This window comes from Microbacterium sufflavum (assembly GCF_023101165.1).
Lineage (GTDB): Bacteria > Actinomycetota > Actinomycetes > Actinomycetales > Microbacteriaceae > Microbacterium > Microbacterium sufflavum.
Map to the genome: position 1 here is coordinate 919,207 of NZ_CP078076.1, position 13,072 is coordinate 932,278.

Below are 13,072 nucleotides of genomic sequence, written 5' to 3' on the forward strand. Positions count from 1 at the left end.
GTGTTCCGGTCGTTTCAGTGGTGGGGTTCGAGCAGCGAGGGCGCGGCGCCCAGCAGCGTTCTGGTGTAGGGATCGGCGGGATCGTCGAACACGCGGGCCGCGTCGCCGAACTCGACGACCTTCCCCTTGTTCATCACGGCGATCTCGTCGGAGAGGTAGCGCACGGTCTGGATGTCGTGGGAGATGAAGACCATGCCGAGGCCGAGCTGCTCCTTCAGGTCGGTGAGCAGGTTCAGGATCTGCGCGCGCACCGACACGTCGAGCGCGGAGGTGGGCTCGTCCGCGACGATCACCTGCGGGTCGAGCACCAGCGCGCGGGCGATCGCGACGCGCTGCCGCTGCCCGCCCGAGAGCTGGCTGGGCAGGGCGTCGAGCGCGGAGGCGGGGAGCCCGACGAGCCCGACCAGGTCGCGCACCTTCCGCGACCGGGTCGCGGCGGTGCCGAGGCGGTGGACCTGCAGCGGGTCGAGCAGCGCGTCGCGCACCGTCATGCGGGCGTTCAGCGCGGTCGCGGGGTCTTGGAACACCACCGAGAGGATGCGTCCGAGGCGTTTGCGCACGGCGGGGGTGAACGAGCGCACGGGCTCGCCGTCGAACACGACCTGCCCGCTGGTGGGCTTCTCGAGTCCGATCAGCACCTTGGCCGAGGTCGACTTGCCCGATCCGGACTCGCCCACGATGCCGAGGGTCTGGCCGCGGCGCACCGTGAGGGAGACGCCGTCGAGCGCGTCGACGTAGCGGGGCCGGAACAGCGACGACGCCCGGGTCTTGTAGCGGACGTGCACGTCCTGCAGCTGGATGACGGGGTCGCTCATCGTCCTGCTCCGATCGCCTCGACGGGCGCATCGTCGGGATGCGCGGAGTAGTAGTGCTCTGTGCCCTCGATGTGCCGCCGCACGGGCTCCACACCCGCGTACCGGGCGGGGTCGGACGAGCGCGGCGCGAAGCGGTCGCCCGCGGGGAAGTCGCGCGGCGACGGCACGACGCCAGACACCTGGTGCAGCCGGTCGGATCCGGCCTCGATCGACAGCACGGCCCCCAGGAGGCCCTGCGTGTACTCGTGCACCGGCTGCGTGAGCACCTCGCGCGTGGTGCCCTGCTCGACCACCTGCCCCGCGTACATGACGGTGATGCGGTGCGACAGCTCCGCGACCAGGGCGAGGTCGTGCGACACGAACACGAGCGCGAAGCCGAGCTCGCGCTGCAGCCGCATCAGCAGTTCCACGACCTGCGCCTGCACGGTCACGTCGAGGGCCGTGGTGGGCTCGTCGGCGATCACCAGGCGCGGGTCGCGCGTGAGGGCCATGGCGATCAGCACGCGCTGCCGCTGACCGCCCGACAGCTCGTGCGGGTACGAGGCGAGGGTGCGCTGCGGGTCGAGCCCGACCAGCTCCAGCAGCTCCTCGGCGGTGCGGGTGCCGCCGCGCGAGGTCAGCTGCTTCATCTGCGAGCGGATCAGCATCGCCGGGTTCAGCGAACTCAGCGCGTCCTGGTAGACCATCGCGATGTCGTGTCCGCGGAGGGCGTTGCGCTCCCTCGGGGACATCTGCAGCAGGTCCTTGCCGTCGAACAGGATGCGTCCGCGGATGTCGGCCTTCGGGTCGAGCAGGCCCATGATCGCGAGCGAGGTGATGGACTTGCCGCAGCCCGACTCGCCCACGAGCGACATCGTCTCGCCGGGGCGCACGGTGAAGCTGACGTGGTCGACCACGTTCACGTCGCCGTGTCGCGGGAAGGAGATGCACAGGTCCTGCACCTCGAGCAGCGGGGCCTGGTCGCCCGTGTAGACGAGGCGGTCGGTGCGGTCGAGCTCGCGGGCGCGCAGCTCGGCCAGGCGCGCGGCGAGCGGCACGGTCTCGGCGGTGGGCACGAGCACGTCGGGCACGCCGCTGGGCACGGACAGGTTCACGGACGTGTCGACGGTGGGGATCACGTGCGTGTCGTCGGGGGCGGCCGCGGCCTCCAGCTCCTGCGTCGACTCCTCGGTGTTCGCGGCGTCCGCGGTGACCTTGCGGGCGCGCGGCGACACCATCGCGTCGGTCATGCCCTCGGACAGGATGTTGAGGCACAGGACCGTGATCATGATGAGGATGCCGGGGAAGAAGGTCGCCCACCACGCACCGCTCATGAGGAGGTTGCGGCCGGCGGCGATCACGTTGCCCCAGGACGGCTCGGGGTCGGGCACCCCGGCCTGGAGGAACGACAGCGATGCCTCGAACACGATCGCGTCGGCGACGAGCACCGTGGCGAACACGAGCACGGGGGCCATCGCGTTGCGGGCGACGTGCCGCACGATGATGCGCGGGGTGCCCGCTCCCATCACCCGCACGGCGGAGACGTAGTCCTCGCCGTACTGGTCGAGGATGTTGGCGCGCACGATGCGGGTCAGCTGGGGCACGTAGAGGAACGCGATCGTGAGGACAAGCACCGGGAGGGACTTGCCGAACACGGCCACGAACACGGCGGCGAGCGCGATGCCGGGGAACGACATGATGACGTCCATGACGCGCATGAGCGTCTCGGAGATCCACTTGGGCGCGGTCGCGGCGATCGTGCCGAGCACACAGGCGACGGCGAGGGCCACGAGGGTCGCGCCCAGGCCGATCACGAGCGAGTAGCGGGCGCCGTAGACCAGGCGCGAGAAGATGTCGCGGCCCTGACGGTCGGTGCCGAACCAGTGCTCGGGGCTCGGCGGCTGCACGGGGGTGCCCGAGGCCAGCGGGTCGTAGGGCGAGATCAGCGGGGCCAGGACGGCAGCCAGCGCGATGAGCGCGAGCACCGTCAGGCAGATGATCGAGCCGAGGGAGAGGCGGCCCCAGCGGAGGCCGGGGACGGAGAGTCGTTCCGTGAGTCTGCGTCGCATGTCACACCGCCCGGATTCGAGGATTGATGAGCACGTACAGGAGGTCGACGATGATGTTGATCACGACGAACGCGAGGGCGACCGCGAGCGTCACTCCCTGCACGAGGTTGGGTTCGTTGTTGGTGACGCCGTTGAGGATCAGCGTTCCCATGCCGGGGATCGCGAAGATGATCTCGATCACCACGGCCCCGCCGAGCAGGTAGCCGATGCGCAGGCCGAGCACGGTGACGGGGGTGATGAGGGCGTTGCGCAGCACGTTGCGGCCGACCACGATCACGCGGGGGATCCCGGCGCCGAGCGCGGTGCGCACGTAGTCGCGGTCGAGCTCCTCGACCATCGAGGTGCGTACGACGCGCGAGAGCTGGCCGATCACGGGGACGGCGAGGGCGACGGCGGGGAGCGTCATGCGGGCGAGCCAGCCCGACGGATCGGTCCAGAAGTCGGGCAGGGGGCCGGACGCCAGCAGCAGTCCGAGCCCGAGCGTGAAGAGCTGGATGAGCAGGATCGCGAGCCAGAACGAGGGCGTGGAGAGGGCGGCGACGCCGAACACGCGGATGACCTGGTCGGGCCAGCGGTCGCGGTAGACGGCGGCGAGCACACCGATCGCGAACGCCACGATCACGGCGATGAGCAGGCCGAGGAAGGTCAGTGCCAGGGTCACGGGGAACGCGCGGGCCACCTCGTCGATCACGGGCAGGCTGCGGGCGGAGTAGGTGCCGAGGTCGCCCTGCACGAGGCCGAACAGGAAGTTCACGTAGCGCACGAACAGCGGAAGGTTCAGTCCGTGCTCTTCGCGGTAGGCCTCGAGGGCTTCGGGGGACGCGGTCTCGCCGAGCGCGGTGCGCGCCGGGTCGACGGGCGAGAACGACATCACGAAGAAGACCAGGAACGTGATGCCGAGGATCATCAGCGGCAGCTGCAGCAGTCGCCGGCCGATGAGGCGGAGCGTGTTGGACACGTGCCGCTCCTTCCGGGTGGGGGTGGTGGCGGGGACGCGCTCTTCGGGCGAGCGCGCCCCCGCGGGGTGGGGCCGGGGCTACTTCGCCGCCACGCCGACGTCGAGGAACGACAGGCCGGTGGTGGGGACGGGCTGGAAGCCGACGAGCTCCTGGCTGCTCCAGGCGGTGGGCAGCTTGCGGTGGAACAGCGGGTACAGCACGGCCTGGTCGGAGATCAGGTCGAACGCCTGGTCCCAGGTCTTCTGCTGCTCGTCGCCCTCCTGGGTCACGGCGGTGTCGAGGAGCGTGCGCAGCTCGGCGTACTCGGGCGAGTCGGCCCAGGCGGTGCGCGTCTGGGTCCAGACGTTCTCGCCGTACCACCAGTTCATGAGCAGGTCGGGGTCGACGCCGAACACCGACGGGTCACCGGGGGCGATGGCGACGGTGTAGTCGCCGGAGTCGATCTTCTCGTACATCGACGCGGACTGGCTGATGTCGAGCGTGGTGTCGATGCCGATCGCGTCGAGCGACTCCTTGATGAGCGGGGCGACCTCCTTGACCCAGCCGGTGTCGGTCATGCGGAGCGTGATGGCGAGGTCGGAGACCCCGGCCTCGTCGAGCAGCTCCTTCGCCTTGTCGGGGTCGTAGGTGTAGACGGTGGACGCCTCGTGGTAGTTCGGGTAGTCCTCGGGCAGGAACGAGGTGGCGGGCGTGGCGTTGCCGAGCATGCCGGTCTCGATGATCTTGTCCATGTCGAGCGCGTAGTGCAGCGCCTGGCGCACGCGCACGTCGTCGAAGGGCGCGGCCTTCGTATTGAACATCATGAACAGCAGGCCGAACGACTGCACGCTCTCCACCTCGGCGGAGGCGGCGAGCGCGTCGGCGTCGATGTAGGGCACGTCCTCGATGGCCTGCACGGTGCCGGTCGACATCGCGGTGACGCGGGCGGAGGCGTCGGCGAGCAGGTTCCAGTTCATGCCGGCGGCGAGCGCGGGGCGCGGGCCGTTGTAGTCGTCGTAGCGCTCGAAGACGAGCTTGTCCTCGGGCACCGCGGAGACCAGGGAGTACGGGCCGGATCCGACGGGGTTCGCGCCGAAGTCCTCGGGGTCGGCCTCGACCACGGCCTTCGGCACGATCTTGACGACGCCGAGGCGGTCGTCGATCAGCGAGAACGGGTAGTCGGTGGTGATGCGGACGGTGTCCTCGTCGACGGCGGTGACGGTGTCGATGAAGTCGACGAACGAGCGGAACAGCGAGTTGTTGGCCGGGTCGAGCACGCGCTCGTAGCTGAAGACCACGTCGTCGGCGGTGACCGGGTCGCCGTTCTGGAACGTGGCGCCCTCGCGGAGGTCGATCTCGTAGGTGGTGTCGTCGACCTTGGTCGGGAAGTCGGCGGCGAGCGCGGGGGCGGCCTCCTGCGTGACCGGGTCGAGGTCGACGAGGCCCTCGAAGATGTGCCAGTTGGCGGAGACCGTGACGGCGCCGGAGGCGACCATCGGGTCGAAGCTGCCGTTGAGCGTGTAGGAGATGCCGGCCTCGATGATGCCGTCGGGGTCGACCTCGCTCGCGGCGGGGCTCTCGTCCGGCGTGCTGGCGGCGCCGCCGCCGCAGCCGGCGAGGGCGAGGGACGCGGCGACCGTGCCGGCGACCGCCATCGCGAATCGACCCGCGCGGCGGCGGGTGATGTGTCGGTTCATGTGTGCTCCAGGGTGAAGGGGGGACATCTTGAGGACATCTGATGTCTGATGTACTCTAAACACACGTTCGATCAGATCACAAGAGTGAGATGATCGGAGCGTTTTCTGTCAGGCACGAGAGGGGCCCCATGAAGTCCACCACGGGGAGGGCATCGCGCATGCGCCGTGCCACGACGGCCGACCAGATCAAGCAGCTCATCCTCACGCGCGGGCTCACCCCCGGCGACCCGCTGCCCACCGAGGCCGAGCTGTGCGAGGAACTCGACGTGTCGCGCTCCTCCGTCCGCGAGGCCATCCGCACGCTCTCCACGCTCGACATCGTCGACGTCCGCCACGGCCACGGCACCTACGTCGGCCCGATGTCGCTCGACCCGATGGTGGAGGCGCTCGTGTTCCGCGGCGTGCTCTCGCCCGAGGGGTCGCTGCAGGCGCTGCGCGAGGTGGTGGAGGTGCGCCTCGCCCTCGACCTGTCGATGGCCGAGCGCGTGGTCGAGGCCGCCCAGGCACAGGAGGATCCGGAGCTGGACGAGCTCGTGGCCGACATGGTCGACAAGGCCGGGCGCGGCGAGTACTTCCTCGAAGAGGACAGGGCCTTCCACACGCGGCTGTTCGGCGCGATCGACAACCGCCTGGTCGGACAGCTCGTCGGCGCGTTCTGGGACGTGCACACCGCGGTGCTCCCGCAGCTCGGCATCGCCCAGCCCGACGACATCACCCAGACCGCCCAGGCGCACGGCGACATGCTCGACGCGGCACGCGCCGGCGACGTGGAGCGGTACCGCCGGGCTGTCATCGAGCACTACCAGCCGCTGCAGCGCGTGCTCGCCACCGCGGAGGACGCACGGGCCTGACCCAGGGAGTCGGTAGTCTGACCTTCCCCCCCACCGGAAAGAGGACTGCCATGTCCGTTGGACTGCTCGCCGTCGTCGACGACATCCTGAGCGCGGCCATGAAGGCCTCCGCCAAGGCCGCCGGCGTCGTGATCGACGACGCCGCCGTCACCCCGCAGTACGTGCAGGGCATCACGCCGGCGCGTGAGCTCCCGGTGGTGGGGAAGATCGCGCTCGGGTCGCTGGTGAACAAGTTCGTCATCATCATCCCGATCGCGCTGCTGCTCACGGCATTCGCCCCGTGGGTGCTCCCGTACCTGCTGATCCTGGGCGGCTCCTACCTGTGCTTCGAGGGCGCCGAGAAGGTGCTCGAGTGGTTCGGGGTGCAGCACGGTCATGCCGACGAGGGCGCGCGCGACGAGCGCAAGCTCGTGTTCGGCGCCATCCGCACCGACCTCATCCTGTCGACCGAGATCATGCTCATCTCGCTGGCCAGCCTCGACAAGGGCCTCGACGTCTGGTCGACACTGGCGATCCTCGCCGTGATCGCGCTGCTGATGACGGTGGCCGTGTACGGGGTGGTCGCGCTGCTGGTGAAGATCGACGACATCGGCCTGAAGATGGCGAAGAACCCGGTGCAGCGGGTGCGCCACACCGGCACCCGGATCGTGCGGTCGATGCCGGCGGTGTTCCGCTTCATCAGCGTGCTGGGCACGGTCGCGATGCTCTGGGTCGGCGGTCACCTGGTGCTGATCAACCTCGGCGAGGTCGGCCTGCACGCCCCCGCCGACGTGCTGCACGCGGTCGAGCACGCGCTCGAACCCCTCGGCGGCGTCGTGGTGTGGATCGTCGACACCCTCATCTCCGCGATCGCCGGCCTCGTGTGGGGCCTCGTGATCGTCGGGATCGTGCTGGGCATCGCGCGCCTCTTCGGCAAGAAGCCGAGCTTCCACGAGGGCGAGACCTCCCCCGCCGACGTCCACGCCTGAGCGGATCGCACCCGGGGAGATCGATCGCACCAGGGGATGTTCGGGGTGAAATGTTAGATTTCACCGATGCGCCCACGTCCGCCGTCGCCGATCACCGTCACCTCCTTCGCTGCAGACCGGTGGTTCCGGGCGCAGGGGCTCCCCACCTTCGTGCCCTGGCGTCGCTGGTTCCATGACATCGTGCCGCGGTCGGCGCCGCTCATCGCCGCCGCGTCCGTCTACTGGACCCTCGCGGGCGACGGGATCGACGACTTCTCGTTCGCCCTGCACCTGCTCGTGGAGACCAAGGACGGCACGGGCCTCGCGTTCGCGATCCTCGCCGCGCTGCTGACCAGTCTCGTCCTCGCCTGGGCCGGGTTCGCCGTGGTGCGCGTCACGCTCCGCCACCTGCGCGGGGTTCGACGCACGGCGGCCGCGATGGTGGTCATCGCTCTCTGCGCTGCCGGCGTGATGCTCGAAGGAGGCGTCACCGAGGGCGCGCCCGCAGCGCCGGTCGCGGAAGCCCTCTCGATCGTCGCCGGGAGCGTGCTGCTGGTCGCGTTCGGCGGCGGCGCGCTGCTGTCGTGGGCGACGAGGCTCGCAGCCCGCAACCTCGCCGCGATCGGGCACATGGCGACCATCGCACTTCCCGTCATCCTCATGCTCGTGCTGTTCGCGTTCTTCTCGGTCGAGGTCTGGCAGATGGCATCCGTGCTGTCGTGGTCCGCGCTCGGGCTCCTGGCACTGGTGGTGGCCGCGCTCGCCGGCGCGGTCGTGCTGCAGGTGAGCGCGACCGAGGTCGACCCGGCGACGCTCGCGCTCACCGTCGACGAGGAGCGCGACCTGCTGCGGGGCACACCGGCCGAGGGTCGCCCGGCGTCGACGGATCCAGCGTCGACCGTCGGCCGTCCCCAGCGGATCAACCTGCTGCTCGCGATGACCCTCGCGCACCTCGTCCAGGCGGCCGTCTTTGCTCTGCTGCTCGCCGTGCTGCTCGTTCTCATCGGGGCGATCGCCGTTCCTCCGGATCTCGCGCAGACCTGGCTGGGTGATCCCACGTCGGTGCACGCGCTCGTGGTGCAGCCGCTCGTGGTGCAGGGCGTGGCACTTCCGCTCACGGTCAACCTCCTCAAGGCGGCGACGCTGGTCGCCATCGTCTCGGCGCTGCCGTTCGTGTTCTCGGCCGTGAGCGAGAGCCGCTACCGCGCCCGCTTCTCGGAACCGATCGTGGCCGACATGCGGCGCGCGATCCTCGTCCGCGCTGCGCTGTCCGACTCCGAGCGCATCGGCTGACCGCCGGGGCCACGGCGGGTCGCCCGACCAGCCCGGGCGCTGCGCTTCACCCCCGGCGGGCCGCGCCGAATCGGTCGGCCTCGACCCCGCGGGCCTGTTCCCCACCCTGTCCATGACGCGATGCGCTGGTCACCCCCGATAGAGTGCGGAACGTGACTGCATCCCCGTCTCGACCCTGCTGGTGAGCGCCCCATGACCGCCGTGCAGCTCAGGCCAGCCCACGATGCCGACCTCGACACGATCACCGAGATCCACAACCACGCCGTCGTGCACACCACGGCGATCTGGAACGAGGAGGCGGTGGACCGCGCCGACCGCGCCGCGTGGCTCGCCGACCGGACCGCCCGCGGGTACCCGGTGATCGTCGCCGCCGACGACACCGGCGTGCTCGGCTACGCGTCGTACGCGCAGTGGCGGCCGCACAGCGGCTACCGGCTCACGGTCGAGCACTCCGTCTACGTGCGGGGTGATCAGCGCGGCCGCGGCATCGGCCGAACGCTCATGGAGGAGCTCATCGCTCACGCGCGCACCGCCGGGATGCACGTGATGATCGGCGGGGTGGAGAGCGGGAACGCGGCGTCGATCGCCCTGCACGAGCGCCTCGGCTTCCGCGAGGTCGGACGCATGCCGCAGGTGGGCGCGAAGTTCGGCCGCTGGCTCGACCTCAGCATGCTGCAGCTCGTGCTCGACGACCGCCCCTCGCCCGACGCGCGCCCCGGCACCGAGGACTGACGCCGGTGGACCTGCTGCAGTGGCTCATCGACGCCTTCAATTCGCAGTGGCTGCTGCCGGGCGGGCAGACCCTGCTGGTGCGCGAAGTGGTGGGCAACGCGTTCGGGCTGGCGAGCGCGCTCGGCGGCATGCGGCGCAAGGTGTGGGCGTGGCCGGTCGGCATCGTCGGCAACCTGCTGCTGCTGACCGTGTTCCTCGGTTCGGCGCTCAGCCCCGACCCCTCGCTCCCCCACCTGCTCGGCCAGGCCGGCCGCCAGGTCATGTTCATCGCCGTCGCGGTGTACGGCTGGATCCGCTGGCGCAACGCCGAGGGCGGCCGCGTGGTGCCGCGGTGGGCGCCGACGAGCGCCCGCGTCGGAATCGTGCTGGTGATGATCGTCGGCACGGTCGCGCTCACCCCGGTGTTCCGCGCGCTCGGGTCGTGGGAGCCGGTGTGGGCCGACGCCTGGACGTTCGTCGGCTCGCTCCTGGCCACGTACGGCATGGCGAAGGGGTGGACGGAGTTCTGGCTCATCTGGATCGCCGTGGACGTGGTCGGCGTGCCGCTGCTGTTCAGCTCCGGCTACTACGCGACCGGCCTCATGTACGTGTTCTACGGCGTGTTCACCGCGGTCGGGTTCGTGATCTGGTGGCGGGCGCAGCGCCGTGCCGACCACGGGATCGAGATCCTGCCTCCCGACCCCAGCCCTCGACGCCTCGACGAGGACGCCCTCTGACCTCGTTGCGGATGTACATTTCAGCCCCCGAAACGTACAATGGCCTTATGTCCACGATCAGCGTCGCCGATGCGCGCAGCAACCTCTCCACGGTCATCACCGACTCCCAGAAGGAGGCGGTGTTCATCGAACGTCGCGGGCAGCTCGCCGCCGTCGTGATCAGTCCCGAGCAGTACGAACGCATGATGGAGGCGCTCGAGGACGCGGAGGACGTGGCCGCCTTCGACGAGGCCATGGCCGAGGAGGGCCCGAGCATCCCGTGGTCCCAGGTGAAGGCCGACCTGGGCTGGTCGTGAGCTACCGCATCGAACTGCGCCCCGCTGCCGTCCGCGCCCTGAAGAAGATCGATCACCAGCACCGCGATCGGATCCGCGGTGCGATCGCCCTCCTCGGTGAGAATCCGCGGCCGCCGGGCGCGAAGGCGCTGCAGGGCCGCGACGGCCTCCGCGTCCGCGTCGGCGACTACCGCATCATTTACACCGTGCATGACGAGGTGCTGATCGTCGCGGTCGTGACCCTCGGGCACCGCCGCGACGTCTACGACCGCTGACCCTGACCGCCGCCCTCGCGATTGTTTCGGTGCGTGTCGGCGGTGCTCGACCGCGGCCCCGTGTGTCCCGTTTCATGGGTCGCATGACCCGACAGATCCGCTTCAACGCCTTCGACATGAACTGCGTCGCCCACCAGTCGTCCGGGCTGTGGCGGCACCCCGACGACCGGTCGCGGCAGTACAACACGATCTCGTACTGGACCGAGCTGGCGACACTGCTGGAGAGCGCGACCTTCGACGGCATCTTCATCGCCGACGTGCTCGGCACCTACGACGTGTACGGCGGCACCAACGAGGCCGCGATCCGTAATGGCGCCCAGGTGCCGGTGAACGACCCGATCCTGCTGGTGAGCGCGATGGCCGCCGTGACCGAGCACCTCGGCTTCGGCATCACGGCCGGCACGGCGTTCGAGCACCCCTACCCGTTCGCACGGCGGCTCAGCACGCTCGACCACCTGACGCAGGGCCGCATCGGCTGGAACGTCGTCACCGGCTACCTCCCCAGCGCCGCCCGCAACATGGGCCAGGAGGATCAGCTCGGTCATGACGACCGCTACGACCACGCCGACGAGTACGTCGAGGTGCTGTACAAGCTGTGGGAGGGGTCGTGGGAGGACGACGCCGTGGTCGAGGACCGCGAGCGCGGCATCTTCACCGACCCCGCCAAGGTGCACCCGATCCGGCACGAGGGCACCCACTTCCGCGTGCCGGGCATTCACATCTCCGAGCCGTCGCCGCAGCGCACCCCCGTCATCTACCAGGCCGGTGCGAGCCCCCGCGGCGTGCGGTTCGCGGCCGAGAACGCCGAGGCGATCTTCGTCGCCGCCCCGTCGAAGGAGGTGCTGGCCGGCACCGTGAAGCGCATCCGCGACGCCCTCGAGGCGGCGGGTCGCGACCGCTACGACGCCCGCATCTACACGCTGCTGACCGTGATCACGGCGGCGACGAGCGAGGAGGCGACCGCGAAGCACGCGGAGTACCTGTCGTATGCGAGTCCCGAGGGGGCCCTCACGTTCATGTCGGGCTGGATGGGCGTCGACCTGTCGCAGTACGGCGAAGACGAACCCGTGGGGAACGTGGAGTCCAACGCGATCCAGTCGGTGCTCCAGCACCTGAAGGAGGAGGCGGATCTCGGCCGGGAGTGGACGGTCGGCGACTTCGGGCGGCACAACGCCATCGGCGGACTCGGACCCACGGTCGTCGGCTCGGGCGAGGAGATCGCCGACGAGCTGCAGTCGTGGGTGGAGCAGACCGACATCGACGGCTTCAACCTCGCCTACGCGGTCACGCCCGGCACGTGGCAGGACGTGATCGAGCATGTGATCCCGGTGCTGCGCGAGCGCGGCGCGTACCCCGAGGAGTACACGCCCGGCACGCTGCGCCACAAGCTCCACGGGCGCGGCGACCGCGTGCAGGACACGCACCGCGCCGCGCAGTACCGCGTGGGGGCGGCGGCGCGGGCCTGAGCGGCGTCAGTCGGCGTCGCGGGCGAACAGGTTCCGCAGCACGAGGAACACCACGACGGCCACGACCGCGACGATCGCGAGCTTCGCGATGAACCACAGCACCGAGAACAGGGCGCTGACGATCCACCACGCGATCACGACAGCGAGGATCACGCCGAGCACGGTCCAGATGTTCTTGGTCATACGTCCAGCCTAGGGGCGCGGGCCGCGGGATCCTCCCCTCCCGGACCGCCAGCTCCGGCGGACGTCGCGGTGTCCGCGCCGCCCGCGCGCTCGGTGTCGGCGAGCAGTGCATGCAGGCTGCCCGCCGCCGCCAGCAGCGCGACGCTGCGGCGGGTGAGGGCGTCGAGCCGGGCGGCGAGGATGCTCTGCAGCCCTCCGCTCTCGCCGTGCGCCCGCAGCTCCTCCAGGATCCGGGTGATGGCCGGGATCCCATAGCCGCCCGACCGGAGTGCGGCGACCACGCGGGCCTCGGTGATCGCGCCCGAGCCGTAGCGGCGGGCGCTCCTGCCGTCGCGCATCGGGCGGATGAGCCCCTCGCGCTCCCAGTGGCGCAGCGCCGAGGTCCGCACGCCGAGAGCCTGGGCGAGCTCACCGACCGTCATCTCGTCGGCGTCGTCGAACACGTCGTCGGCGTCGGACACCGCGACCTCCAGACCGCGCAGCGCCTCCCGCACCCGGGTGCGCTCGTCGGCGAGGTCGGCGTGGAGGGCATCGATGCGCTCGGCGGCCCGTTCGACCGACGACCGGATGAGCATCGGCATGAGCGCGCGGGCCGCCACCGGACCGATGGCCGCGGCGAGCTGCCGGTACGCCCGCGCCGCGGTCTCGTGCCGTGCACCGTAGCGCCGGTAGCCGTTCGCCGCGCGGACCGCCGGGGGAATGATGCCGAGCCGCTCCAGGTCGCGGACCTGCTGCACCGAATAGCCGACGCTCCGACCGATCTCCGCCGTGCTCCTGACCCGCTCTGGAGGGTTGCTCACCCATAACCCCCTGTTCTCCGCAGCCAAGTCTCCATA

At 70.4% G+C, this 13,072-nt stretch carries 14 protein-coding genes; 8 read left to right on the forward strand and 6 right to left on the reverse strand.

The features are described from left to right. Window positions 1-14: 14 nt before the first annotated feature. The 4 genes from KV394_RS04645 to KV394_RS04660 form a co-directional block, all read right to left on the reverse strand. A complete protein-coding gene (locus tag KV394_RS04645) occupies window positions 15-815 on the reverse strand; it encodes an ABC transporter ATP-binding protein (protein ID WP_136031953.1) in 801 nt (266 codons plus the stop codon). Continuing rightward, entirely contained in the window at window positions 812-2,863 is a 2,052-nt protein-coding gene (locus tag KV394_RS04650) for a dipeptide/oligopeptide/nickel ABC transporter permease/ATP-binding protein (protein WP_136031950.1), read from the reverse strand. Before KV394_RS04650 ends, KV394_RS04645 begins: the two co-directional genes overlap by 4 nt. Window position 2,864: 1 nt before the next feature. Continuing rightward, entirely contained in the window at window positions 2,865-3,821 is a 957-nt protein-coding gene (locus tag KV394_RS04655) for an ABC transporter permease (protein ID WP_247982420.1), read from the reverse strand. 78 nt (window positions 3,822-3,899) lie between these two features. Then, complete coding sequence (locus tag KV394_RS04660) at window positions 3,900-5,498, reverse strand: ABC transporter substrate-binding protein (protein ID WP_247982421.1); 1,599 nt, start codon at window positions 5,496-5,498, stop codon at window positions 3,900-3,902. Between the two features lie 128 nt (window positions 5,499-5,626). Between KV394_RS04660 and KV394_RS04665 the strand changes: the two genes are divergently transcribed. The 8 genes from KV394_RS04665 (at window position 5,627) to KV394_RS04700 (ending at window position 12,053) form a co-directional block, all read left to right on the forward strand. Continuing rightward, window positions 5,627-6,349, forward strand: a complete 723-nt coding sequence (locus tag KV394_RS04665) for a FadR/GntR family transcriptional regulator (protein WP_240745299.1) — start codon at window positions 5,627-5,629, stop codon at window positions 6,347-6,349. A 50-nt stretch (window positions 6,350-6,399) separates the two neighbouring features. After that, a complete protein-coding gene (locus tag KV394_RS04670; RefSeq protein ID WP_136031943.1) occupies window positions 6,400-7,317 on the forward strand; it encodes a DUF808 domain-containing protein in 918 nt (305 codons plus the stop codon). Window positions 7,318-7,383: 66 nt separating this feature from the next. Beyond that, window positions 7,384-8,589, forward strand: a complete 1,206-nt coding sequence (locus KV394_RS04675) for a hypothetical protein (protein ID WP_247982422.1) — start codon at window positions 7,384-7,386, stop codon at window positions 8,587-8,589. A 192-nt stretch (window positions 8,590-8,781) separates the two neighbouring features. Next, window positions 8,782-9,321 (forward strand): GNAT family N-acetyltransferase, encoded by a 540-nt coding sequence (locus KV394_RS04680; RefSeq protein WP_247982423.1) that lies wholly within the window; start codon window positions 8,782-8,784, stop codon window positions 9,319-9,321. 5 nt (window positions 9,322-9,326) lie between these two features. Next, window positions 9,327-10,037 (forward strand): nicotinamide riboside transporter PnuC, encoded by a 711-nt coding sequence (gene pnuC / locus KV394_RS04685; RefSeq protein ID WP_247982424.1) that lies wholly within the window; start codon window positions 9,327-9,329, stop codon window positions 10,035-10,037. Between the two features lie 47 nt (window positions 10,038-10,084). Continuing rightward, window positions 10,085-10,333: a type II toxin-antitoxin system Phd/YefM family antitoxin gene (locus KV394_RS04690; RefSeq protein ID WP_247982425.1), complete on the forward strand. Its 249-nt coding sequence runs from the start codon at window positions 10,085-10,087 to the stop codon at window positions 10,331-10,333. Beyond that, window positions 10,330-10,587 carry a type II toxin-antitoxin system RelE family toxin gene (locus KV394_RS04695; RefSeq protein ID WP_247982426.1) on the forward strand — a complete coding sequence of 86 codons (258 nt, stop codon included), beginning with the start codon at window positions 10,330-10,332 and terminating at the stop codon, window positions 10,585-10,587. The genes KV394_RS04690 and KV394_RS04695 overlap by 4 nt, the downstream gene beginning before the upstream one ends. Window positions 10,588-10,670: 83 nt before the next feature. Beyond that, window positions 10,671-12,053, forward strand: a complete 1,383-nt coding sequence (locus KV394_RS04700) for an LLM class flavin-dependent oxidoreductase (protein ID WP_247637978.1) — start codon at window positions 10,671-10,673, stop codon at window positions 12,051-12,053. A 6-nt stretch (window positions 12,054-12,059) separates the two neighbouring features. Here KV394_RS04700 and KV394_RS04705 read toward each other — a convergent pair whose 3' ends face one another. Next, entirely contained in the window at window positions 12,060-12,236 is a 177-nt protein-coding gene (locus KV394_RS04705) for a hypothetical protein (protein WP_168387206.1), read from the reverse strand. Further along, entirely contained in the window at window positions 12,233-13,036 is an 804-nt protein-coding gene (locus KV394_RS04710) for a MerR family transcriptional regulator (protein WP_247982427.1), read from the reverse strand. The genes KV394_RS04705 and KV394_RS04710 overlap by 4 nt, the downstream gene beginning before the upstream one ends. Window positions 13,037-13,072 lie beyond the last annotated feature (36 nt).